At 68.3% G+C, this 24620-nt stretch carries 21 protein-coding genes; 16 read left to right on the forward strand and 5 right to left on the reverse strand.

Annotated elements, in window-relative coordinates; genetic code table 11:
* Positions 1-1308, reverse strand: a 1308-nt coding sequence (locus H7I57_RS00725) for a septum formation family protein (protein WP_264021305.1), incomplete at its 3' end; no start/stop codon positions are given.
* Between the two features lie 180 nt (positions 1309-1488).
* On the opposite strand from H7I57_RS00725, the gene serS reads away from it, so the two are divergent.
* From serS to H7I57_RS00740, 3 genes are read left to right on the forward strand one after another with little or no spacing between them, the layout of a single operon-like run.
* Positions 1489-2754, forward strand: coding sequence for a serine--tRNA ligase (gene serS / locus H7I57_RS00730; protein WP_264021306.1), 1266 nt, complete (start codon positions 1489-1491; stop codon positions 2752-2754).
* Positions 2755-2765: 11 nt separating this feature from the next.
* Complete coding sequence (locus tag H7I57_RS00735) at positions 2766-3569, forward strand: DUF5718 family protein (RefSeq protein ID WP_264021348.1); 804 nt, start codon at positions 2766-2768, stop codon at positions 3567-3569.
* Between the two features lie 8 nt (positions 3570-3577).
* The gene (locus tag H7I57_RS00740) at positions 3578-4564 is read left to right on the forward strand and encodes an MOSC domain-containing protein (RefSeq protein ID WP_264021307.1); all 987 of its coding nucleotides are present in this window, start codon (positions 3578-3580) and stop codon (positions 4562-4564) included.
* 6 nt (positions 4565-4570) lie between these two features.
* Here the strand turns inward: H7I57_RS00740 and H7I57_RS00745 are convergent, their stop codons facing one another.
* Together H7I57_RS00745 and H7I57_RS00750 are read right to left on the reverse strand one after the other, a co-directional pair.
* Positions 4571-4912, reverse strand: a complete 342-nt coding sequence (locus H7I57_RS00745) for a hypothetical protein (RefSeq protein ID WP_264021308.1) — start codon at positions 4910-4912, stop codon at positions 4571-4573.
* Complete coding sequence (locus H7I57_RS00750; protein ID WP_264021309.1) at positions 4909-6459, reverse strand: Rieske 2Fe-2S domain-containing protein; 1551 nt, start codon at positions 6457-6459, stop codon at positions 4909-4911. The genes H7I57_RS00745 and H7I57_RS00750 overlap by 4 nt, the downstream gene beginning before the upstream one ends.
* Before the next feature lie 127 nt (positions 6460-6586).
* Between H7I57_RS00750 and H7I57_RS00755 the strand changes: the two genes are divergently transcribed.
* The 3 genes from H7I57_RS00755 to H7I57_RS00765 are packed head-to-tail and all read left to right on the forward strand — an operon-like array spanning position 6587 to position 8960.
* Positions 6587-7375 carry a lysophospholipid acyltransferase family protein gene (locus tag H7I57_RS00755; RefSeq protein ID WP_264021312.1) on the forward strand — a complete coding sequence of 263 codons (789 nt, stop codon included), beginning with the start codon at positions 6587-6589 and terminating at the stop codon, positions 7373-7375.
* Between the two features lie 5 nt (positions 7376-7380).
* On the forward strand, positions 7381-8133 hold the full coding sequence (locus tag H7I57_RS00760) for a lysophospholipid acyltransferase family protein (protein ID WP_264021313.1): 753 nt from the start codon (positions 7381-7383) through the stop codon (positions 8131-8133).
* On the forward strand, positions 8130-8960 hold the full coding sequence (locus tag H7I57_RS00765) for an HAD family hydrolase (protein WP_275080724.1): 831 nt from the start codon (positions 8130-8132) through the stop codon (positions 8958-8960). Before H7I57_RS00760 ends, H7I57_RS00765 begins: the two co-directional genes overlap by 4 nt.
* Before the next feature lie 25 nt (positions 8961-8985).
* On the opposite strand, the gene H7I57_RS00770 is transcribed toward H7I57_RS00765, so the two are convergent.
* Both H7I57_RS00770 and H7I57_RS00775 read right to left on the reverse strand, forming a co-directional pair.
* Positions 8986-10620, reverse strand: coding sequence for an N-acetylmuramoyl-L-alanine amidase (locus H7I57_RS00770; RefSeq protein ID WP_264021315.1), 1635 nt, complete (start codon positions 10618-10620; stop codon positions 8986-8988).
* A 143-nt stretch (positions 10621-10763) separates the two neighbouring features.
* A complete protein-coding gene (locus H7I57_RS00775) occupies positions 10764-11732 on the reverse strand; it encodes a hypothetical protein (RefSeq protein ID WP_264021316.1) in 969 nt (322 codons plus the stop codon).
* 194 nt (positions 11733-11926) lie between these two features.
* Between H7I57_RS00775 and glf the strand changes: the two genes are divergently transcribed.
* The 10 genes from glf (at position 11927) to fadD32 (ending at position 24616) form a co-directional block, all read left to right on the forward strand.
* The gene (gene glf, locus H7I57_RS00780; protein WP_264021317.1) at positions 11927-13168 is read left to right on the forward strand and encodes a UDP-galactopyranose mutase; all 1242 of its coding nucleotides are present in this window, start codon (positions 11927-11929) and stop codon (positions 13166-13168) included.
* Complete coding sequence (locus H7I57_RS00785; RefSeq protein ID WP_264021318.1) at positions 13165-15153, forward strand: glycosyltransferase; 1989 nt, start codon at positions 13165-13167, stop codon at positions 15151-15153. Before glf ends, H7I57_RS00785 begins: the two co-directional genes overlap by 4 nt.
* The gene (locus tag H7I57_RS00790) at positions 15146-15694 is read left to right on the forward strand and encodes a phosphatase PAP2 family protein (RefSeq protein ID WP_264021319.1); all 549 of its coding nucleotides are present in this window, start codon (positions 15146-15148) and stop codon (positions 15692-15694) included. Before H7I57_RS00785 ends, H7I57_RS00790 begins: the two co-directional genes overlap by 8 nt.
* A 16-nt stretch (positions 15695-15710) precedes the next feature.
* Entirely contained in the window at positions 15711-16646 is a 936-nt protein-coding gene (locus tag H7I57_RS00795; protein ID WP_264021320.1) for a decaprenyl-phosphate phosphoribosyltransferase, read from the forward strand.
* Positions 16624-18645 (forward strand): terminal beta-(1->2)-arabinofuranosyltransferase, encoded by a 2022-nt coding sequence (aftB, locus tag H7I57_RS00800; RefSeq protein ID WP_308204298.1) that lies wholly within the window; start codon positions 16624-16626, stop codon positions 18643-18645. The genes H7I57_RS00795 and aftB overlap by 23 nt, the downstream gene beginning before the upstream one ends.
* A gap of 216 nt (positions 18646-18861) precedes the next feature.
* Entirely contained in the window at positions 18862-19914 is a 1053-nt protein-coding gene (locus H7I57_RS00805) for an esterase family protein (RefSeq protein WP_264021321.1), read from the forward strand.
* A 159-nt stretch (positions 19915-20073) separates the two neighbouring features.
* Complete coding sequence (locus tag H7I57_RS00810; protein ID WP_264021323.1) at positions 20074-20985, forward strand: alpha/beta hydrolase-fold protein; 912 nt, start codon at positions 20074-20076, stop codon at positions 20983-20985.
* Positions 20986-21068: 83 nt separating this feature from the next.
* Positions 21069-21530, forward strand: coding sequence for a DUF732 domain-containing protein (locus tag H7I57_RS00815; protein ID WP_264021351.1), 462 nt, complete (start codon positions 21069-21071; stop codon positions 21528-21530).
* An 18-nt stretch (positions 21531-21548) separates the two neighbouring features.
* The gene (culp6, locus tag H7I57_RS00820) at positions 21549-22559 is read left to right on the forward strand and encodes a carboxylesterase Culp6 (RefSeq protein WP_264021325.1); all 1011 of its coding nucleotides are present in this window, start codon (positions 21549-21551) and stop codon (positions 22557-22559) included.
* Positions 22560-22726: 167 nt separating this feature from the next.
* Complete coding sequence (gene fadD32 / locus H7I57_RS00825) at positions 22727-24616, forward strand: long-chain-fatty-acid--AMP ligase FadD32 (RefSeq protein ID WP_264021326.1); 1890 nt, start codon at positions 22727-22729, stop codon at positions 24614-24616.
* Positions 24617-24620 lie beyond the last annotated feature (4 nt).

The raw sequence follows: 24620 nt of genomic DNA on the forward strand, positions 1-24620 counted from the left end.
CAGCGGCGCGGGAGCCGGCGGCGGGGGCGGCGGCGGCAGGAGCTCGGCAGGCGGAGCCGGCGGCGGCGGGGGACCGTTGATGAATGTGTTGCCACCCCCTGGAGGGGCTGCTTCTGCCGGCGGCGCCTGCTCGGTCGGCGTGGTCGCCAGCTGCGGCATGTGTTGCGTCGAGTCGCTCTGACTCTGGTCCTCGTAGGTGGACCCGCTCGACCCTGTGCTCTGCGACGAGCTCTCCGAGGGCAGGTCGGGCATCGGGATCGGCGGCAGGTTGAGGCGCTCTTCGGGGATGTCCGGTGGCGGCACCGGTGGCTGGCCGTTGATCAGCAGCGGACCCTTGGCGCTGTTCAGCAGCGTCGACCACCCGCCGTTGCCCAGAGTGGCCCCGATGCTGCACGAGACCTGATGGCTGCCCGCGGCCCAGCTGGGAAGCGAGACGGTGCTGTAGATCAGCGTCAGCGTGGTGTTGCGCAGCTGGATCGGGGCCAGGTAGGCGTCGGTCATCTTGGTGCAGGAATCCTTGATGAAGGTGTCCTGCTCGGGCTCGGGCGGGAGTCCGGCCGGGAACTTCTCGGCGAGGTTGACCGCGCCCGTCACCTCCATGGCGTGCGGCGCCGAGCAGTCGACCGGGATGTCGGTGGGCTGGTTGGTGGTCGGATCGATGCCGAGGCATGTCCCCGCAGGCCACACCTTGGACTGGTCGATCTCGGAGACCTTGCCCTTGAACGCCAGCTGTTGGTTGTTGGCCCCCGGCAACTGCAGGCCACACAGCATCCGGCGCTCGCCGGACTGCCGCCACGCCTTGTCGCCGGACCACAGCATGCTGACCGTGAATCGGCTGTTGGGGTCGAACCGCGGTCCCAGGTAGCGCTTCACCGCCGCCGAGCACTGCTCCTGGCTGATCTGCTGGATCCGGGCGGCCGACGGGGGTGCCGCGTCCGGGCCGTACTCGCTGCCGGGGAAGGTGCGCATGTCCACCGACTCGGCGACCTCGAACCGGTGCTCGGCGCTGCAGTCGACGATCTCGGCGGCGTCCGGGGTGCGGTCCGGCCAATTGAGGCAGTTCCCGCTCTTGGCATGGTCGAAGGTATCGTTGCCGCGGGGGCCCAGCGAGATCGAGTTCGCGGTGAGGCTGCCGGAACGGTCGGACTGGGGCAGCGCGGTGATCACTCCGGCGATCAGCAGTCCGCCCAGCGCGGTGAGCAGCAGGGCGCGACGGGTCGACTCGGCCTGCAGGCTGCGCCACCAGGCGTTGTTGGCCGGCTTCGAGCCGTCCTCTGGGCGTTCGGGTGCCTCGGACATCCGCTCCATTGTGACAGGCGTGTCGGGTGCTGTGGCAAGTGATGCAGTTGTAACGTTATGCGGTCAAGCCGCGGCGGCGGCGACATCGGCGGTCGAGCCGCGGCGACGACGACATCGGCGGTCGAGCCGCGACGGCGGCGACATCTGCGTTTGTGCCGGGCGGTCCCGCGACCCCGTAGGGTCTTGGCCGTGATCGACCTGAAGGTGCTGCGAGAAAACCCCGAAGCGGTGCGTGCATCGCAACAGGCCCGCGGTGAGGATCCTGGGCTCGTCGACGCGCTCGCCGAGGCCGACGCCACGAGGCGGGCGGCGATCTCCACCGCCGACAACCTGCGTGCCGAGCAGAAGTCCGCGAGCAAGATGGTCGGCAAGGCCGCGCCCGACGAGCGCCCGGCGTTGCTGGCCGCCGCCAAAGACTTGGCCGAGCGGGTCAAGGCGGCCGAGGCGGCACAGGCCGAGGCCGAAAAGGCCTACACGGCAGCGCACATGGCGATCTCGAACGTCATCATCGACGGCGTCCCCGCAGGTGGTGAAGACAACTTCGTCGTCCTGGACACCGTGGGCGAGCCCCCGGTCATCGACAACCCCAGGGATCACCTCGAGCTGGGCGAGTCGCTGGGGCTGATCGACATGGAGCGTGGGGCGAAGGTGTCCGGCTCGCGGTTCTACTTCCTCACCGGGGCAGGGGCGTTGCTGCAGCTCGGCCTGTTCCAGCTCGCGGTGCGCGTCGCGATGGACAACGGTTTCACGCTGATGATCCCGCCGGTGCTGGTGCGGCCCGAGATCATGCAGGGCACCGGCTTCCTCGGGGCCCACGCCGAGGAGATCTACCACCTCACCGAAGACGACATGTACCTCGTCGGAACCTCGGAGGTGCCGCTGGCCGGCTTCCACGCCGACGAGATCCTGAACCTGTCCCAGGGGCCGAGACGCTACGCCGGATGGTCGACGTGCTTCCGGCGTGAGGCCGGCAGCTACGGCAAGGACACCCGGGGCATCATCCGCGTGCACCAGTTCGACAAGGTCGAGGGCTTCGTCTACTGCAGGCCCGAGGAGGCCGAGGCCGAGCACGAGCGGCTGCTGGGCTGGCAGCGGCAGATGCTGGCCCACATCGAGGTGCCGTACCGGGTGATCGACATCGCCGCCGGGGACCTCGGCTCGTCGGCGGCCCGCAAGTACGACTGCGAGGCGTGGGTGCCGACGCAGCGAACCTACCGGGAGCTGACGTCGACGTCGAACTGCACCACCTTCCAGGCGCGGCGGCTGTCGGTGCGCTACCGCGACGAGAACGGCAAGCCGCAGACCGCCGCGACGCTGAACGGCACGCTGGCGACCACCCGCTGGCTCGTGGCCATCCTCGAGAACCACCAGCAGCCCGACGGCAGCGTGCGGGTGCCCGAGGCGCTGGTGCCTTTTGTCGGAACGTCGGTCCTCGAACCCGGGAGGAAGAAGTGAGCGAGCCGGACATGATCGAACTGGACGACGACGAACTGCGGACGTGGTTCGGATTCGGTGTCGCGGGGAACTTCGCGGGCCACCTGGAACAGGCCGGCGAGGCCGCCGACTTCGTGAACGTGACCTCGGAAGGAACTGCCCCCAAAGGGATCTTCCCTTGGTACGCACCGGGTCACGACAGCTTCCTCGGTGAGTTCCCGCTGTCGCACGACACCATCGAGTTGCCCAAGAGTGACACCCCGCTCAACCTGCAGATCGAGCCCGAGGTCGGGCTGGCCTGCGAGGTCAAGTGGGCCGGCGACACCGTCGCGTCGCTGCGGCCATTCGCCCTCGGCGCCTTCAACGACTGTTCGATCCGCAGGCCGAACGCGCCGAAGATCAGCCACAAGAAGAACTGGGGACCGGCGTCCAAAGGCGTTGCGCGCCAGTTCTTCGACGTCAGCGATCTCACACCGGACGGTCCCACCGCCACGCTGCGACTGGTGTGCCACCTGCATACCGCCCACGGTCAGGAGCACGAGTACGGGGTCGACAGCCCGCTGCTCGGCTACTCGTACTACGGCGAGGTGCTGCTCGACTGGATCGTCGACCGGCTGGCCAACCAGAAGGGTTCCGCGGACACTCCGCTGGAGGACGTCGGCGCGCTGATGGTGGCCAGCGGACACCCGTCGAGGCTGCTCATCGGTATCGGCGCCACCCGGTACACGCCGCTGGGTGAGTCGACGTACCTGCAGCCCGGCGACCAGGCCGTCGTCCGGGTGTACGACACCGCGAGCGACGCGTATTCCGAATTGCGCCAGACGGTCTCGGGCTAGAATGCGGCATGGCCGGAACCGTGACGCAACTCTGGCGTTTCCCCGTCAAATCGATGGGCGGCTCCCCGGTGGACGCAGTGCGCATCGATCCGCGCGGCGTGCACGCCGACCGGCTGTGGGCGGTCCGCGACCTCGAACACGACATCACCGCCTCCGCGCGGAAGGTGCCCGCGCTGCTGAGGTGTTCGGCGCGCTACGCGACCGAGCCGGGTCGGGACGCGGGTCCGGGCAACGCGCCCGAGGTGATCGTGACGTTGCCCGACGGCACCGAATTGTCCAGTGCCGACCCAGGAATCGACCGGGCACTCTCGGAGCTGGCCGGTCGGGAAGTCCGGTTGACGGCGCTGCCGCGCGGTGACGACACGAGCCTGCACCGGTTGTCGGTCCGGCAGAGCCGTGCCAACTTCTCGGCGGCCGAGGTGCGCCGCGACTTCGGGCTCGCCGAGGCCGAGGCACTGCCGGACACGTCCGTCTTCTCGACCAAGCAGGTGCTGACCTTGGCCCGGTACGCCACCCCGCCGGGCACCTTCGTGGATCTGAGCCCGGTGCACGTGCTGAGTACCACGAGCCTGGCGAGCCTGTCCGCGGACGGCGTGCCCTACGACGTGCGGCGGTTCCGGCCGAACGTGCTGGTCGCGCTCGACGACTCGGGCCGCGAGTATCCCGAGGCCGCCTGGGTGGGCGGCGACGTCGAGGTCGGGCCGGTGGTGCTGCGGGTCACCAACCAGACCATCAGATGTGTGGTGCCGACGCGCCCGCAGCCCGGTCTCGAACTCGACCGCGGACTGACCCGGCGGCTGGCGCAGAGCACCGACCGTTTCCTCGGCGTGTACGCCGACGTCACGACACCCGGAGTGGTGCGGGTCGGTGACGCAGTTCGGGTACGCGAGCCCGCGCCGCCGGGCGCCGTGCGACGGGCCGCCGCCGCGGCGGGCCGCTCCGCCATGCGCCAGGTCCAGCGTGTGCTCGAGGCCACCGTCCTCCGGGAGCGATGACGGGGTCTAGCGCGATTCCTGCAGTAGTTCTCCGAGCAGTCCGACGAACTCGGCGGGGCGCTCGGGCGTGCACGCCGGATCGGGGTAGGTCCCCGGCACGTCGAGCGTCACCAGCGTCGACTTCAGCGGCCGCCGCGCATCCAGGGGCAGCCACCTTCTGAAATCCGAACTGCCCCAGATGCGGAAGCGCTGCATGAACAGCCCCAGGGGAGTGGATCGGTACCCGCGGATGGCGTGCAGCGGGATGATCTTCGACGTTCCGGACGGAAAGTGGTAGCGACGCAGCGTGAGTGCTTCCCGGTCCAGTTGGATCAGACCGTCGTCGTAGAACCGGGGCGGGGCGCTCACAGCTTCTCCGACCGCAGTTCGTGGCCCTTGCTCGTCAGGCACCGACCGTTGGTCAGATTCCACTGCCACCCGTGCAGGTTGCACGTGAGCGTCGTGCCCTCGACCACGCCGAACTTCGACAGATCAGCTTTCAGGTGTGGGCAGCGACGCTGAATCTCCCAGCCGTCCAAAGTGATCGACGCGGTATCGTCGTGCGTCTCGGCGAACCACCCGTCGGCGTAGGCGATCCGTTCGTCGGTGAGGCACTTGAAGAATGTGTACAGATACTCGTTGTAGCCGCCGACGCGCCACGCCTTGAACCGGGTGGACAGGAAGATGGTGTTCACCCAGTCGGGTTCCCGGTCGCGGACCACGGTGCGCACCAGTTCGGGGGCGATGGCGAACCCGTACCGGAACTTCTCATCGGGAATCGCTTCGCGCACCGCACGTTTGGGGAAATCCAACACAACGGTCTCGGGCCCCAGGACCAACTCCACCGGGTAGCCGATGCCGTCGCAGATCTGATCGGAGGCCACCATGATCGGCTCGAACAGGTCGCGCAGCGACTCCAGCAGGGGCTCTCCCTCCGCGGGCGCCCAACCGGCCTTCTCGGCGGCGAGCACCGGCGCCATCCGCTCGGCGTACGCGGCGATGTAGTCGGCCTTGCCGGTGGTGAACATCGCGCGCACCTCGTCGTCGGGAAGCGGGTGGGTTAGCGAATTGAATTGCGAGCCAGTGAAATCAGCGGTCGATCCGGGAATCATCAAAAGGCCGCCGTCGTGGCCGTGCGCACGCATCTGGTCCAGGAAGACCATCTGGTCGGGAAAGATGTTGGCCGGGTCGCCGTGGTCGTCGTTGAGGTCGCGAAGCTCGTCGTCGAGAAAGCACGGTGGGCCGGCCGACGGGATCACCCAGTCCGCGCCGACCTGCGCGATGTACTGCCTGCAGCGGTCCATCTGGCGCTGGCGCTTCTGGATCCCGAACGCCTCCTTGGCGCGGGCCGGCATGTCGTAGACCATCGGGTACCAGATCGCCCCCGAGTACTGCAGCATGTGCACGTCGACCTGGCCGAAGTCGGCGTGCAGGACGTCGAGGTCGACGGGCCGCGCGTCGTTCATATTGAAAAGGGTGGTGACGCGATCCGACACGACCAGGCCGGAGTCACCGATGGGTCCGTCCGCGGGGGCGCGCAGGGCGATGATCATCACGTCGAGATCGCCCTTGGGCCCGCTCACCCGGTGCTTGACCGAGTCGGTGGTCTCGAAGAACCGGTGAAAGCCCAGTTTCTCCAGTTCGCGCCGCAGGTCGGGCACCGGGAAGTCGGGCAGCAGGACGACGGCGTCCTTGTTGACGTGCTCGCGCAGGTTCTGCGGATCGAAATGGTCCTTGTGCAGGTGCGAGACGTACAGATAGTCCACGTCGCCGAGCGCCGTCCAGTCCAGCCCGCTGTTGTCGGGGAACGGGAACCACGACGCGAAGTACGCAGGGTTGACCCACGGGTCGCACAGGATGCTCCCGGCCTTGGTGTCGATGCGGAAACCGGCGTGCCCGATGCTCGTGACCTGCACAGATATCCCCTCTGGTGGCTGCTGTTTCGTGGCCTAGCTTAGCGGGGCGCGACGGGCCCGCCGGTCAACGCCGGTGGGCGTCGTCCCTGTGTGGGTGTGTGCGTGTCAGCGCACTACGCTGGCGGCTGTGGAACCGGTATACGGCACAGTGATCCAGCTCGCCCGACTGGTCTGGCGTGTGCAGGGCCTGAAGTTCACCGTCACCGGGGTGGAGAACCTGCCGCGCACCGGCGGGGCGGTGATCGCCATCAACCACACCAGTTACTTCGATTTCACGTTCGCCGGGCTGCCCGCCTATCAGCAGCACCTGGGGCGCAAGGTCCGCTTCATGGCGAAGAGAGAGGTCTTCGACCACAAGGTGACCGGCCCGGTCATGCGCAGTCTGCGCCACATCGAGGTGGACAGGCACAGCGGGGCGGCGTCGTTCGACGAGGCCTGCCAGAAGCTCAGGGAGGGCGAGTTCGTCGGCGTCTACCCCGAGGCCACCATCAGCCGGAGTTTCGAGATCAAGGACTTCAAGTCGGGGGCGGCGCGGATGGCGATCGCCGCCGGGGTGCCGATCGTGCCGCACATCGTGTGGGGCGCCCAGCGCATCTGGACCAAGGGCCATCCGAAGAAGATGTGGCGCCCGAAGGTGCCCATCTCGATCGCGGTGGGCAAGCCCATCGAGCCCACGCTGCCCGCTGCCGAGCTGACCGCGCTGCTGCATTCCCGGATGCAGCACCTGCTCGAGCAGGTGCAGGACGCCTATGGCCCGTATCCGCCCGGCGAGTTCTGGGTGCCCCACCGACTGGGTGGGGGCGCGCCGACGCTGGCCGAGGCCAACCGCATGGATGCCGAGGAAGCCGCCGAGAAGGCAGCGCGTCGGGCCGGCGCACCCGGGTTGGACGACGGAACCACCGAGGCGCCGGGGTAGGCCGGATGGAACCGGTCTTCCGCACGCTGGAGATCGCGGCGACTCTGGCGGTCAGGGCCACGGGGACACGGATCACCTATCAGGGACTGGAACACCTCCCCGCCTCCGGCGGCGCCGTCGTCGCGATCAATCACACCGGCTACGTCGACTTCCTTCCCGCGGCGCTGGCGGCCATGAAGCGCAAACGTCGCCTGCGTTTCATGATCAAGGCGGAGATGGCCGAGGTGGGGATCGTCCGGTGGCTCATCGGCCACACCGGTGCGATCCCGGTCGACCGGCAGGCGGGCGCAGGTGCGTATGCCGCCGCGGTGGAGTCGCTGCGCCGCGGCGAGATCGTCGGGATGTATCCGGAGGCCACGATCAGCCGCAGTTTCGAGCTCAAGGAGTTCAAGTCCGGCGCGGTGCGGATGGCCATGGAGGCAGACGTGCCCGTCGTTCCGGTGATCGTCTGGGGGGCGCACCGCCTGTGGACGAAGGACCATCCGAAAGCGCTGGGGCGCAACAAGTTCCCGATCACCGTGATGATCGGTGGCGCCATCGCGCCGACCGGCACCGCCCAGCAGCTCACCACCACCATGCGCTCGGAGATGACCAAGTTGCTCCACACTGCCCAAGACACGTATCCGCGGCCGGACGGCGCCGCCTTCTGGCTGCCGAGACGCCTCGGCGGCACGGCCCCGACACCGGCGGAGGCCAGGGCCATCGAAGAGGCCGAGCTGGCGGAGCGGGCCCGCAGGCGGCGGGGTGAGCGCTCATGAGGACCTCCGAGGGACGCATGCCAGCGCTGATCGCCACCGATGTGGACGGCACGCTGCTCGACGACGACGAGAAGATCAGCGCGCGGACCCGGGCCGCCGTGCATGCCCTGGTCGATTCGGGTGCCCAGTTCGTGCTCGCCACCGGCCGTCCGCCGCGGTGGGTCAGGCCCATCGTCGACCAACTCGGTTTGACCCCGATGGCGGTGTGCGCCAACGGCGCGGTGATCTACGACCCGTCGGTGGACCGCATCGTCTCGGCGCGTACCCTCTCCGCCGACGCTCTCGGTGAACTCGCCGAGATCGCCACCCGGGTGATCCCCGGCGCCGGCCTGGCAGTCGAGCGGGTGGGGAGGACCGCGCACGACGCGGCCACCCCGCAGTTCGTCAGCTCGCCGGGATACGAGCACGCATGGCTCAACCCCGACAACACCGAGGTCTCGATCGAGGACCTGCTGAGCGCGCCCGCGGTCAAACTGCTCATCCGCAAGGCGGGTGCCCGCAGTGCCGACATGGCCGCAGAACTCGCCAAGCACGTCGGGATCGAGGGCGACATCACCTACTCGACCAACAACGGGCTGATCGAGATCGTGCCGCTCGGGGTGAGCAAGGCCACCGGGATCGAGGAGTTGGCCCGGCCCATGGGGATCGATGCCGCAGACGTCGTCACGTTCGGCGACATGCCCAACGACGTACCGATGCTGGGCTGGGCGGGTCTCGGGGTGGCGATGGGCAATGCGCATCCCGACGCCGTCGCGGCGGCCGACGAGGTGACGGCCACCAATGTCGAGGACGGGGTGGCCCTGGTGCTCGAGCGGTGGTGGCTGTGAGAGCCTTGCGAGCGGGCGAGCGAAATCAGACGGGGTTGATCGGCGGGGTGAACCGCTCCAGCTGTATCGGTGCCAGATCGGCGGGCGGCGGCGGCAGTTCCACGGGGACGCCGTCGATGACGCGGGTCACCGTGCCCTTCTCGCGGTCGAAGTTGAGGGTGCCGTGCTGGAAGTTCTGCACGATCCACAACGGCTCGGCGATCTCCCCGCTGGTCGGTAGGCCCAGCGCACCCCGCTCGAAGCCAAGTGCCCCCCATGCCTTGTAGAGCTCTCCGGTGACGGGTTCGGCGCCGCTCTCGGGAGACCAGTACACAGCGCCTCGTTCGAAGGTGACGTAGCGGGTCGAGCCCTGCCCGGAAGCCTCGGGTGAGGTGGGCCGGCCCAGGTAGCTGTTCATCCCGCCCAGTGAATCCCACTTCGCGAAGATGGCGCCGCCGCGCAGGGTCTCGGCCAACTGTTCGGGTCCGGGTGGGTCGTTGAACCGCGCGGCGATGTTCCGGATCTCGGGCATCAACGCGTATGCCGCGTTGCCCGGGCACTCGGTGTTGCCGACGTCGCGGTGGGTGAAGATCGTCGGCAGCGTCGGTGACGCGCCGAACGCGAACTTGGTGAACGACCCGCCTTCCGACGGCAGCACCACCGCGCCGAGGGGGTCGACTCCCGACTGGCCGAGCACCCAGCCCAGAAGCCTTGCGGTGGTGCGCAACTGGATGGGGGTGGGGGGCACCGCATCGAAGTTGCCGAGCATGGCCACACCCCAGGTGTTGTGGTTGAAGCCACCGGTGTGCGCGCCCTCGACGGGCCGGGTCATGCCGCCGGCACGACCCTCGAATACCTGTCCGTACTTGTCGACCATCGCGTTGTAGGCGATGTCGCACCAGCCCAGGGTGCGGGTGTGGTACTCGTAGATCGATCTGACGATCCCCGCCGAGTCCCCGGGGGTGTACTCGTTGCTTCCGGCCGTGTGGTGCACGACCCCCGCCTGGATCCTGTTGTCGTAGCGCGGTTCTCCGCAGCGCATCCCCTCGTCGGCGCCCCACTGCGCCCGGTTGATGATGTGCGGGGGTTGCCCGGGAGGGGTGGCCGCGTTCGGCAGTGGCAGCAGATCCGCCGGGGTTTCCGGTGGGCTGATCAGTATCGCGTTGAGGTTCTGCCCGAACGGCTGTTCCACGTTGGCAGGGACGTATCCCAACTCGGGCCGGTCGGCGTCGGAGGGTTCGGTTTGCGGCGTGCGCCCGGTGACCTCTGCGTCCGGGGGCCGGGTGACTGCGATCTGGACGGTCGTGGTGCGCCCGACGAAGACCGGGTCGGTGCCTCGCACACCACTCGGCGACGGCGTATCGGCGCCGACGCCCTCGAGGGGTTCGGCCTCGTACCACGGCCCCCAGGAGCCGTCGGATGTCTTGGCGCGGACCCGTGCGGTGGTGCCGGTGAGGTCTTCGGAGGTCAGCGCGACCAGTGAGAACGGCGTCTCCTGGTGGATCTCGCGGATGGTCTCACCACCGCCCAGCTCGTTCAGCGGTTGCGTCACCACCTGGGGGGCGGCCGCCGCCGGTCGCTGGTCGTCACCGGGCACACCGGTGATCGCCCAGGGAAGTAGCACCACTGTCGCCGCGAGCGCGGTGAACAGTATCGACGGCGCGGGTCGGCGACACAGCACGGACTGATGTTACGTATGTGCCAAATGATGCAAGTGGTGCGACACGGCGATTCGGCCGACCAAAAACACCTGCAACGGCACCGCAGAGCGTGCTGGCGCTTCTGCGGTGCCGTTCGGTGGCAGGACTCGTTGGGGCCGCGGGGTTACGCGCCGGGCTCGACCGCTGCTTCGGCCGCCAGTGCGCCTTGGACGGGTGCCGCTGCCCCGGCGGCCGCCGCCGGTGCTGCCGCGGCGGCGGCTGCCGGCGCGCCCGCGGGCTTGACCGCCGACATGATCGCGGGCATCAACACGCCCTTGAGCAGGTCGATCGCCTCGCCGGCGCCCAACTGGTTGGCGGCGCTGGTCAGATCGCCGAGCAGACCGCCGCTGGCGGGAGCCACCGGGGTGGCGGCCAGCGACGGATCGCCGAGGATCGGGTAGGAGCCCAGCGCCGGATCCAGTCCGACCGGCGCGGAGATCGGGATCTCGCCGGTCAGCGGAAGTCCCGCGGTCGAGATCGGGGCAACGCCGAGTGCCGGGTCGGTCAGCGCAGGCGGTGTCGTCAGGCCCGGCGTGCTCAAGCCGGGGTCGGTCAGTGACGGTGTGGTCAACCCGGGGGTGCTCACACCCGGCACGGTGAGTCCGGGAGTGGCCAGGGCCGGGTCGGTCAGCGACGGCGTGGTCAAGCCGGGAGTCGTCAGCCCGGGGGCCGCGCCGGTCGGGCTGGTCAGGCCCGGGTCGGTCAGTGCGGGATTGGCGAGCCCGGGATCGGTCAGCGACGGCATCCCGGACAAGCCCGGCGACAGGCCGGGAGAGGTCAGGCCGGCGGCTCCCAACCCGGGGGAGAGGGTGGTGGGTGCGGATGCGCCCGTGCCGGTGAGCAGACCGGTCGGCAGCGGGGGCAGGTTGATCCCGAACTGGGACAGGCCCTGGGACAGGGCGGAGATGAGCTCCCCCGGCAGATCGGTGATCGTGGCGGCCTGGACGAACTCGCGGTGCTGCGGGGTGCCTGCGGGTGCCCCTGAAGGCGCGGCAAGCTCGGAAACGGCAACAAGCGCAACTGGACTCGCGACTGCCAGAGCGGCGACTGTGCTCAAGGCTGTCGAGAGCCGGCGTCGACGTCGGTTCGGCACGGAAGTCTCCTCAATACATGGACGTAGAAATTCGGTTACCAAAATCGGCTACCTGCGTGAATCTTCGTACGCGGTCGATGGTACTGATGTGACTAGTGGAACTAGAGTGACGATGCGGAATCGTGAGCTAATTGCGACCTGCGCGGCTCGGCCAACTCGGGGCTGGGCGGGGTGGTCGGATACCCTTGCTGCCGATGAACTCCGAAGCTCCCCGGGATGCAGAGCGCCCAACCGCCGACGACTTCGACCTCTTCGTGGTCGGTTCCGGGTTCTTCGGTCTGACGATCGCCGAGCGCGTCGCGACGCAGCTGAACAAGCGGGTACTCGTCGTGGACCGGCGCCCGCACATCGGCGGCAACGCCTACTCCGAACCCGAGCCCGAGACCGGCATCGAGGTGCACCGCTACGGTGCCCACCTGTTCCACACCAGTAACCAGCGGGTGTGGGACTACGTGCGGCAGTTCACCGAGTTCACCGGATACCAGCACCGGGTGTTCGCGATGCACGACGGGCAGGCCTACCAGTTCCCGATGGGCCTCGGCCTGGTCAGCCAGTTCTTCGGCCGGTACTTCACCCCGGACGAGGCGCGCGCGCTGATCAAGGACCAGGCCAGTGAAATCGACACCGCCGCCGCGCAGAACCTCGAGGAGAAGGCGATCTCGCTGATCGGCAGGCCGCTGTATGAGGCGTTCGTGAAGGGTTACACCGCCAAGCAGTGGCAGACCGACCCCAAGGAGTTGCCCGCAGCCAACATCGCCCGGCTGCCGGTGCGCTACACCTTCGACAACCGCTACTTCAACGACACCTACGAGGGCCTGCCCGTCGACGGCTACACCGCATGGCTGGAGAACATGGCCGCCGACGACCGCATCGAGGTGCGCCTGGACACCGACTGGTTCGACGTCCGTGACCAGCTGCGGGCCGCCAACCCGGCGGCGCCGGTGGTGTACACGGGCCCGCTGGACCGCTACTTCGACTACGTCGAGGGCCGCCTCGGGTGGCGCACGCTGGATTTCGAGCTCGAAGTGCTGCCGACCGGGGACTTCCAGGGGACGCCGGTGATGAACTACAACGACCCGGAGGTCCCCTACACCCGCATCCACGAGTTCCGGCACTTCCACCCGGAGCGGGCGTATCCGACGGACAAGACGGTGATCATGCGGGAGTTCTCGCGGTTCGCCGACGATGAGGACGAGCCGTACTACCCGATCAACACCGAGGCCGACCGGGCGGTGCTCGCCGCCTACCGCGCGCGGGCCCGTGCGGAGATGGCCGCGTCGAACGTGCTGTTCGGCGGCCGCCTCGGCACCTACCAGTACCTGGATATGCACATGGCGATCGCCAGCGCACTGAACATGTACGACAACACGCTGGCGCCGCACCTTCGCGACGGTGCGCCGCTGGTCGACCCCGAGACAGAAAGCAGTGGACCATGAGTGACATTCCGTCCGGCGCAATCGAGGACGGGCAGTCACGGGCGGTCAGCCTGCTCGCCCGCGTCATCCTGCCGCGACCCGGTGAGCCGCTGGACGTCCGCAAGCTCTACATCGAGGAATCGGACACCAACGCCAGACGTGCCCACGCGCCGACCCGCACCGAACTGGAAATCGGCGCCGAATCGGAGGTGTCGTTCGCGACGTACTTCAACGCCTTCCCCGCGAGCTACTGGCGCCGGTGGTCGACGCTGGAGTCGGTGGTGCTTCGGGTCGAGTTGACCGGCAGCGCGCGCGTCGACGTCTACCGCTCCAAGGCGACGGGGGCCCGGATCACCGTCGGCGGCGCACCGATCTCCAGCGGAAACGCCGAAGTCCCCACTGCCTCCGTACCCGATGTCGGCGCGAGCGCCTCCGTGGTCGAGTTCGAGATCGAGCTGACCCCCTTCGAGGACGGTGGCTGGATCTGGTTCGACATCACGACCGATGCCGCGTCGACGCTGCACAGCGCGGGTTGGTACGCACCGACCGAGGCGCCGGGCAGGGCCAACGTCGCTGTCGGCATCCCGACGTTCAACCGCCCCGCCGACTGTGTCAACGCGCTGGCCGCCCTGACGTCGGATCCCTTGGTGGACAAGGTGGTCGGTGCGGTCATCGTGTCCGATCAGGGCACCAGGAAGGCCAAGGACCACCCAGGATTCGAGGCGGCGGCAGCCGCGCTCGGCAACCGGCTGACGGTGCACAACCAGCCCAACCTCGGCGGCTCCGGCGGTTACAGCCGGGTGATGTACGAGGCGCTGAAGAACACCGACTGTGAGCAGATCCTGTTCATGGACGACGATATCCGTGTCGAGCCCGACTCCATACTGCGCGCGCTGGCGTTGAACCGCTTCGCTAAGAAGCCCACCCTGGTCGGCGGTCAGATGCTCAACCTGCAGGAGCCGTCGCACCTGCACGTGATGGGCGAGATGGTCGACGCAGAGAACTTCATGTGGACCAACGCGGTGAACACCGAGTACGACCACAACTTCGCCAAGTACCCGCTCAACGACGAGGAGCACGAACGCAGCAGGCTGCTGCACCGTCGCATCGACGTCGACTACAACGGCTGGTGGATGTGCATGATCCCGCGGCAGGTCGCCGAGGAACTCGGCCAGCCGCTGCCGCTGTTCATCAAGTGGGATGACGCGGATTACGGCCTGCGGGCCGGCGAGCACGGCTATCCAACCGTCACACTTCCCGGCGCGGCGATCTGGCACATGGCGTGGAGCGACAAGGACGACGCGATCGACTGGCAGGCGTACTTCCATTTGCGCAACCGCCTGGTCGTGGCGGCTCTGCACTGGGACGGAAACGTCCGCGGACTGCTCGCGAGCCATCTGAAGGCGACACTCAAACACCTTCTCTGCCTTGAGTATTCGACCGTCGCCATCCAGAACAAGGCGATGGACGACTTCCTGGCCGGTCCCGAGAACCTGTTCGCGATCCTGGAGTCGGCGCTGCCGGACGTGCGCAAGATGCGCCAGGATTATCCCGACGCGGTGGTCCTGCCCGGTGCCACGGCGCTGCCGCCGCCGTCGGACAAGCGGTGGCGCAGGAAGGTGGACATCCCCACCAACCCGCTGGCCATCTCGGTGCGGTTGACGCGCGGCGTGCTGCACCAGCTCAAGGCGCACGACCCGCAGCACCACCAGCGCCCACAGATCAACGTCGCCACGCAGGACGCGCGGTGGTTCTCGCTCAGCAGGGTCGATGGCGTCACGGTCACCACCGCCGACGGTCGCGGAGTCGTATATCGGCAGCGCGACCGCGAGAAGATGTTCGAACTGCTCCGCGAATCGCTGAAACGGCAGGCCCGGCTGGCCCGCAAGTTCAACCGCATGCGCAGGGTGTACCGCGACGCGCTGCCCACGCTGACGAGCAAGCAGAGTTGGGAGGCCGTCCTGGACTCCGGCGAGCAGGGGACCGTGACATCCCGTGATGCCTGATCCGGTGGTGCCCCCCGCGGGGGAGGACCTCGTGCTGGTGGCCGTGCAGTCGGCGCTCGCCGACCGGCCCGGCGTGCTCGCCGGTGCCAGGGGGCTCTCGCATTTCGGTGAGCACAGCATCGGTTGGATGGTGGTCGCCGCCGTGGGTGCGCTGGTGTCTCCGAGCCGCCGCCGCGACTACGTGGCCGCGGGCGCCGGTGCGTTCCTGGCCCATTTCTGCGCCGTGGTGATCAAGCGCATCGTGCGTCGGGAACGACCGCACCACCCGGCCGTCGTGGTCAACGTGGGCACCCCGAGCCGGTTGAGCTTCCCGTCGGCGCACGCCACGTCGACGACCGCCGCGGCGATGCTGCTGGCACGGCCGACCGGCCTGCCGCTGCCCGCGCTCTTGGTTCCGCCGATGGCGTTGTCCCGCCTGGTTCTCGGTGTCCACTACCCGAGCGATGTGCTCGCCGGGATCGCCGTCGGCGCGGTCGTTGCCAAAGTGGTCGGCGCGCTGAACAGCGAAGTGGCCGACCGTACTGAAGGGGCTCGGTTGTGATGAAGAGCAGACGTCGATGAGCGCATCCCAGCTCGATCAGGACACCGGCTCGACCGCCGGTCCACCCAGGAGCCTCGCCGCGGGGCTGGTCAAGGCGCTGCGGCCCCGCCAGTGGGTGAAGAACATCCTGGTGTTCGCGGCGCCGGTGGCCGCGCTCGGCGACGACCGCTATGCCTACGACTACCGCGAAGTGCTGGTCAAGGTGCTGCTGGCGTTCGTCGTCTTCAGCCTGGCCGCGTCGTCGGTGTATCTGGTCAACGACGCACGGGACGTCGATGCCGACCGCGCCCATCCGACGAAGCGGTTCCGCCCGATCGCGGCGGGCGTGGTGCCGGAATGGCTGGCGTACTCGCTGGCGGCGGTGCTCGGTGTCGCGTCGCTGGTGATCTCGTGGCTGGTCAGCCCCAACCTCGCGCTGGTGATGGCGATCTACATCGCCATCCAGCTGGCCTACTGTTTCGGGCTCAAGCATCAGCCGGTCATCGACATCTGCATCGTGTCGTCGGGATTCCTGATCCGGGCGATCGCCGGTGGCGTGGCGGCGGAAGTGCCGCTGTCGCAATGGTTCCTGTTCATGATGGCGTTCGGCTCGCTGTTCATGGCGGCCGGAAAGCGCTACGCCGAACTGCAGTTGGCGGAACGAACCGGCGCCAAGATCCGCAAGTCGCTGGAGAGCTACACCAGCTCCTACCTTCGTTTCGTGTGGACGCTCTCGGCGACGTCGCTGGTGCTCTGCTACGGACTGTGGGCCTTCGAGCGCGACGAGACCGGCGGCACCTCCTGGTTCGTGATCTCCATGGTGCCGTTCACGATCGCGATCCTGCGCTACGCGGTGGACGTCGACGGGGGGATGGCCGGTGAGCCCGAGGAGATCGCGCTGAAGGATCGGGTGCTCCAGCTGCTTGCGCTGGCCTGGATCGGGACCATCGGTGCCGCAGTCTTCCTCAGCTGACCGGCTGACCACCGCGCTCGCGGACCGGATCACCCGCTGGCCCGCCTTTCCGTACGACCTCTGGGTCCGCATCAGCCTGTGGGTGAGCGTGACGGTGGTGGCCGCGCTGTTCGGCTGGGGCGCCTGGCAGCGCCGCTGGATCGCCGACGACGGCTTGATCGTGTTGCGCACGACGCGAAACATGCTGGCGGGCAACGGCCCCGTCTTCAACGCCGGTGAGCGGGTCGAGGCCAACACCTCCACGGTGTGGTCGTATCTGATGTACTTCGGCGGGCTGGTCTCCGGATCAGCGCGGCTGGAGTACGTGGCGCTGACACTTGCCCTGGTGCTCAGCGTGTTGGGTGTCGCGCTGGTGATGCTGGGCACCGCGAGGCTGTACGCGCCGAGCCTCACGGGCAGGCGCGCGCTGTTCCTGCCGGCGGGCGCGCTGGTCTACATCGCGGTGCCGCCCGCCAGGGACTTCGCCACCTCCGGTCTCGAAAACGGTTTGGTGCTGGCCTATCTGGGCCTGCTGTGGTGGATGATGGTCTGCTGGTCGCAGGCACTGCGCGGGCCGCGCGACAAGCGGCCGGAGCGCGGGCTCCAGACATCACAGACCTCGCCGACGTTCGACGGCGTGCTGGCGTTCGTCGCCGGACTCAGCGTGCTGGTGCGGCCCGAGCTCGCGCTGATCGGCGGCCTCGCGCTGGTCATGATGCTGGTCGCGGCCACCGGGTGGCGCAGGCGCGCGCTGATCGTCGTCGCGGGCGGATTGCTTCCGGTGGCCTATCAGATCTTCCGGATGGGTTACTACGGACTGCTGGTCCCCGGCACGGCGGTGGCCAAGGACGCCACCGGGGCCAAGTGGCAGCAGGGCTTCGTGTACCTCGCCAACTTCAACCAGCCCTACCTGCTGTGGGCTCCGGCGGTTCTGCTGATCGGCCTCGGGCTGATGGTGATGCTGCTGCGCGGCCGCCCGTCGTGGGTCAATCGCCGTGCGCCCGCGGGCTCCCGCTGGCTGGCGCGCACGGTGCAGACCCCGCAGGCGGTGGTGGCGTTCATGCTCCTCAGTGGTGTCCTGCAGGCGGTCTACTGGATCCGCCAGGGTGGGGACTTCATGCACGGGCGGGTGTTGCTGACGCCGTTGTTCTGCCTGTTGGCACCGGTCGCGGTGATCCCGCTGATGCTGCCGGACAGCTCGCGGATGGCCCGCGGTGCGGGCTACCTGTACGCCGGCGCCACCAGTGTGCTGTGGCTCGCGGTCGCGGGCTGGTCGCTGTGGGCCGCCAACTCGCCGGGGATGGGTGCGGACGCCACGCGGGTGACCTATACGGGCATCGTCGACGAGCGCCGCTTCTATGCGCAGGCGACCGGTAACCCGCACCCGTTGACGGCCGCGGACTACCTGGACTACCCGCGGATGCGTGCGGTGATGACCGCCATCGAGAACACTCCCGACGGTGCGCTGCTGTTGCCTGCAGGCAACTACGACATGTGGGATGTCGTGCCCACGATCCCACCACCGCCCGACGCGCCGCCCGATCCCGACGGGGATCGAACAGGGCCGCACACCGTCTTTTTCACCAACCTCGGCATGTTGGGGATGAACGTCGGCCTCGACGTCAGGGTGATCGACCAGATCGGTCTGGCCAACCCGCTGGCGGCACGCACCGCGAGGATCGAGGACGGCCGCATCGGTCACGACAAGAACCTGTTCCCCGATTGGGCGGTCGCCGAGGGCCCATTCCTCAAGGAGCCGCCGTACATCCCGAGCTATCTCGACGAGGACTGGATCAGGCAGGCCGAAGCGGCGTTGAAATGCCCCGCGACGGATGAGGCGTTGGCCGCGATCCGGGCCCCGATGGGTCCGAGGCGGTTCCTGTCGAACCTGGTGAACGCCGTGCGCTACACGTCCTACCGCATCGACCGGGTGCCGCTGTACGAGCTCGCGCGCTGCGGCCTGCCGGTGCCGGAGCCGGTGAACCCGCGCTACGAAGGACTGCCCCCGACGGGGCCCTGAAGTAACCGCGATTTGTTGGCGGAGCAGGTTTTCTGCTTTCGTAACGCTACAGCCATGTCGGTGAGATAAGGCATGTGAAGGGCGCCGCGAGCGGGTTCGCGGCGATGAGAGATCGCCACAAAGGTGTGGTTGACTACACGGGCAACGTGGCCGGGTCCGGGAACCATTCGAGGATCAGGGCCTGCTGCTGCTTACGACAGATTGGATTGACAACGAATGAAGTTCGTTCCGGGGCTGCGTGGCGCAGCGAAAACCCTGTGGCGTCGGCTCGCGGTGGTAGCCGTCGCGGCAGCCGTGGTGCCAGGCCTGATCGGCGCCCTGGGCGGCTCGGCGACTGCGGGGGCGTTCTCTCGTCCCGGTCTGCCGGTGGAGTACCTGATGGTGCCGTCCGCCGGTATGGGCAAGGACATCAAGATCCAGTTCCAGAGCGGCGGCCCGAACGCACCCGGGGTCTACCTGCTCGACGGCCTGCGTGCGCAGGACGACTTCAACGGCTGGGACATCAACACCGCGGCGTTCGAGTGGTACGTCGACTCGGGTCTCGCGGTGGTCATGCCGGTCGGCGGCCAGTCCAGCTTCTACAGCGACTGGTACAAGCCCGCATGCGGTAAGGCCGGCTGCAGCACCTACAAGTGGGAGACGTTCCTCACCAGTGAGCTGCCGGCCTACCTGGCAGCCAACAAGGGCGTGAACCCGAACCGCAACGCGGCCGTCGGGCTGTCGATGGCCGGTTCGGCCGCGATGACGCTGGCGATCTACCACCCCAACCAGTTCCAGTACGCGGGCTCGCTGTCCGGCTTCCTGAACCTGTCCGAGGGCTGGTGGCCCATGCTGGTCGGCATTTCGATGGGCGACGCGGGTGGCTACGAGGCCGAGGACATGTGGGGCCCGTCCAGCGATCCGGCGTGGAAGCGCAACGACCCGATGGTCAACATCTCCAGCCTGGTCGCCAACAACACCCGCCTCTGGGTGTTCTGCGGTAACGGCAAGCCCTCCGAGCTCGACGCGGGCTCCAGCTCGGGCAACCTGTTCAACGCCAAGTTCCTCGAGGGCTTCACGCTGCGCACCAACAAGACCTTCCAGGAGGAGTACATCGCCGCGGGTGGCCGCAACGGTGTGTTCAACTTCCCGTCCAACGGCACCCACAGCTGGGGCTACTGGGGCCAGCAGCTCCAGCAGATGAAGCCCGACATCCAGCGGGCGCTGGGTGCGGTGCCGCAGCCGTCGGCTCCGCCGGCGCCTGTCGACGCCGCGGTGGCGGGCGGCTAGGTCCCCGTCCCAACGACATATTGACGGCGGCGATCCCGATCAGGGGTCACCGCCGTCAGTCGCTTTCAGGCCCGGGCCGTCGCAGTGATGTGATTCACTACCTTTCGGCGGGCCGGACAGGCGATGCGAAAACAAAAGAAGGAACACGAGGTGGGGCAGATGCGTGCGTTGACTCGAATGATCGCGGCCGTGGTGCTGGCCGTGGCGGCGATGTCCGCGGGCACGGCGTTCTCGGCGCCCTGGACTCCCGCGACGCCGACCGCCTCCGCGCAGGGCATGGAGATCCTGATGGTGCCGTCGGGCGCGATGGGCCGCGACATCCCGGTCGCGTTCCAGGGCGGTGGCCCGCACGCGGTCGTCCTGCTCGACGCCTTCAATGCCGCACCCGACGTCAGCAACTGGGTGACCGCGGGCAACGCGATGAACACGCTTGCCGGCTCGGGCATCTCCGTGGCCGCCCCCGCCGGGGGCGCATGGAGCATGTACACCAACTGGGAGCAGGACGGCAGCAAGCAGTGGGAGACGTTCCTCGCCGATGAGCTGCCCAACTTCCTGGCCGCCAACAAGGGGTTGGCTCCCGGCGGGCACGGAATCGTCGGCGCCGCCCAGGGCGGCACCGGCGCGCTGACCATGGCGACCTTCCACCCCGACCGCTACCGGTTCGCCGGTTCCCTGTCGGGCTTCCTGACCCCGTCGGCGACCGCGATGAATGGCGCGATCACCGCCGGGCTCGCGCGGTTCGGCGGCGTCGACACCCTCAACATGTGGGGTCCGCCACAGTTCGGCCGCTGGAAGTGGCACGACCCCGACGTGCACGCGCAATTGCTGGTCGACAACAACACCCGGCTGTGGGTGTTCAGTCCGGCCACCACCACGTGCAGCGACCCGGTCGCGATGATCGGCTACTGCGACCAGGCCCAGGGCAGCAACCGGACCTTCTACCAGCACTACCGCGCCGTCGGCGGGAGCAACGGTCACTTCGACTTCCCGACCGGCGGCAACCACGACTGGGGGTCGTGGAGCGCGCAGCTGGCCGCCATGAAGGGCGAACTGGTCACCACCATCAGGTGACCCGCCCGCCGGGGAAATCCCGGCCGGGCTCACCTGCGGCCAGTCGGTACCTTGGAGGGGTGCAGCAAGGGTCCAGGACGGCGATGGCAGGCGTGGCGGGAATGTCGCTGCTGGTGGCCTCCTCGGCGGTCTGGCTGACGGGGTGCTCGCTGAGCGACGACATGGCCGGCCTGGGATCGCAGGTCGAGACCGTTCCCGCGCACGGCCAGTCCAGTGCGCAGCCGCCCGGTCCCGGGCAGCCGGGGACTCAGTCCAACGCCCTGGTCGTCACGCCACGCCAGCGTGCCTACCTCGACGCACTGCACACGGCCGGGGTGCGCCCGTCCAGCGAGCTGACGGCGCTGAGCATCGGCTCCTACGTGTGTCAGGCGCGCGCGGCCATGCAGACCGATCAGGCGGTGTGGGACTTCGTGGCGCCGCTGGTGCGCAACGACGTCGCCGATGCCGATACCGGAGACGGTGTCAGTGCGTTGGCGCCGTCCACTGACGAGGTTCAGTCCGCAACCTCCGACTACATTCGCATCGCGACCGACCGACTCTGCTAGCAGGAGCACAAGAAGCCAATGGCCAAGACCAACCGGCGGAAACGCCATCGACTTCTCGCGCTGTTCGCAGCAGGGGCTGTGGGACTTGTCGTGGTGCTGATCGTGGCGATCGTGATCGTCGTGCTGCGCAGGCCCGACGCCCCGCCCACCGCCGTCCCGCCCAGCGCGGTCCCACCCACGGCGGTCCCCCCGACGACCGGTAAGCCCCGCCCGGAGTTCCAGGACGCCAGCTGCCCGGACGTCCAGCTGATCTCGATCCCCGGGACGTGGGAGTCGTCGGTGACCCTCGACCCGTTCAACCCGGTGCAGTTCCCGGCCGCGCTGCTGCTCAACGTGACCAACCCGATTCGGGCACAGTTCGATTCGCAGCGTCTCGAGGTGTTCACCGTTCCCTACACCGCGCAGTTCCACAATCCGCTGTCGGCGGACCGGCAGATGTCCTACAACGACAGCCGTGCCGAGGGCACCCGCGCCGCGGTGCAGGCGATGACCGACATGAACAACCGTTGCCCGCTGACGAGCTACGTCCTGGTCGGGTTCTCGCAGGGTGCGGTGATCGCGGGCGACCTCGCCAGCGACATCGGTAACGGCCGCGGACCCGTGGACCAGGACCTGGTGCTCGGGGTGACGCTCATCGCCGACGGCCGCCGCCAGGACGGTGCGGGCCTCGACGTCGGGCCCAATGCCGACGGCCAGGGTGCGGAGATCACGCTGCACGAGGTGCCCACGCTGTCGGCGCTCGGCCTGACCATGTCGGGTCCCCGGCCGGGAGGCTTCGGGGCCCTCAACGACCGGACCAACGAGATCTGCGCGCGCGGCGACCTGATCTGTGCGGCGCCGGAGTCGGCCTTCAACATCACCGCGCTGCCGAAGACGCTCGAGGTGCTCAGCGGCGGTGCCGGCCAGCCGGTGCACGCGATGTACGCCACGCCGGAGTTCTGGAATCTCGATGGTCAGCCCGCGACGCAATGGACACTGAACTGGGCGCAGGGCCTGATCGATAACGCTCCGCGGCCAAAACATGGCTGACACGTGATCGGGTTGATTTGGCCCAGGTGAGGGCCCGGATCTACCATGATTTAACATTAAGGAAAATCTAAGAGCGGTAACCGGCGGTTGACGGGCGGGGAGCCTTCACCCCGGTACGATCTTCGGGGTCTGGGATCACCGATCCCGTTCGATTGGAGATGTGTGCGATGGCGTTCCATAACCCGTTCATCAAGGACGGACTGATCAAGTTCCCCGACAACGGGAGCCTGGTCAAGCACGTCGAACGATGGGCGAAGGTGCGTGGAGACAAGCTCGCCTACCGCTTCGTGGATTTCTCGACCGAGCGTGACGGTGTCGAACGGGACCTGAGCTGGTCGGTCTTCGGTAAGCGCAACCGCGCGGTCGGTGCCCGACTGCAGCAGGTCACCCAGCCGGGAGACCGGGTGGCGATCCTGTGCCCGCAGAACCTCGACTACCTGATCGCGTTCTTCGGCACGCTGTACTCCGGCCGCATCGCGGTGCCGCTGTTCGATCCGTCCGAGCCCGGCCACGTCGGCCGCCTGCACGCCGTGCTCGACGACTGCAGCCCCTCCGCGATCCTCACCACCACCGAGGCGGCCGAAGGGGTGCGGAAGTTCTTCCGTAGCCGTCCGGCCAACCAGCGCCCGCGCGTCATCGCGGTCGACGCGGTGCCCGACGAGGTCGGCGCCACCTGGGAGCCGGTCGACGTCGAGCACGACACCATCGCCTACCTGCAGTACACCTCGGGGTCCACCCGCATCCCGACCGGCGTGCAGATCACCCACCTGAACCTCGCGACCAATGTCGTGCAGGTCATCGAGGCCCTCCAGGGCGAGGAAGGCGACCGCGGTGTCTCGTGGCTGCCGTTCTTCCACGACATGGGCCTGATCACCGTGCTGCTGTCCCCGATGATCGGCCACTACATCTCGTTCATGACCCCGGCGGCGTTCGTCCGCAGGCCGAGTCGCTGGATCCGCGAGATGGCGCGCAAGGACACCGACACCGGCGGCGTCATCTCGGTGGCACCGAACTTCGCGTTCGACCACGCGGCCGCGCGGGGCCTGCCCAAGGAGGGTGAGCCGCCGCTGGACCTGTCCAACGTCAAGGCGCTGCTCAACGGCAGCGAGCCGATCTCGGCCGCCACCGTCCGCAACTTCAACGAGGCGTTCGGTCCGTACGGCTTCAAACCGCAGGCCATCAAGCCGTCCTACGGACTGGCCGAGGCGACGCTGTTCGTGTCGTCCACGCATTTCAACGAGTCTCCCAAGATCATCACCGTGGACCGGGAACAGCTCAACAACCACCGCTTCGTCGAGGTGGCGCCGGACTCGGAGAAGGCCGTCGCCCAGGCGTCGGCCGGCATCGTCGGCGTGGCCGAGTGGGCCGTCATCGTCGACGCCGAGTCGGCCTCCGAACTGCCCGACGGACAGATCGGCGAGATCTGGATCAGCGGCCAGAACATGGGCACCGGGTACTGGGGCAAGCCCGAAGAAACCGCCGATACCTTCCATAACATCCTCAAGTCGCGCACCAGCCCGTCACATGCCCAGGGCGCCCCCGACGACGCGACGTGGGTGCGCACCGGCGACTACGGCGCATTCCACGAGGGCGAGCTCTACATCACCGGCCGCGTCAAGGATCTGGTGATCATCGACGGCCGGAACCACTACCCGCAGGATCTGGAGTACTCCGCGCAGGAGGCGACCAAGGCCCTGCGGACCGGGTTCGTCGCGGCGTTCTCGGTGCCGGCCAACCAGCTTCCCGACGAGGTGTTCGACAACGCCCACGCCGGCCTCAAGCGTGACCCCGACGACACCTCCGAACAGTTGGTCATCGTCGGTGAGCGGGCACCGGGAGCGCACAAGCTGGAGATGGGACCGATCGTCGACGACATCCGCGCCGCGATCGCGGTGCGCCACGGCGTGACGGTGCGCGACGTACTGCTGACCCCGGCGGGCGCGATCCCGCGGACGTCGAGCGGCAAGATCGGCAGGCGTGCCTGCCGGTCGGCCTACCTCGACGGCAGCCTGCGTAGCGGCAGGGTCGCCAACGCCTTCCCCGATGAGACGGACTGACGCT

This window comes from Mycolicibacterium pyrenivorans, from assembly GCF_025821625.1.
GTDB lineage: Bacteria > Actinomycetota > Actinomycetes > Mycobacteriales > Mycobacteriaceae > Mycobacterium > Mycobacterium pyrenivorans.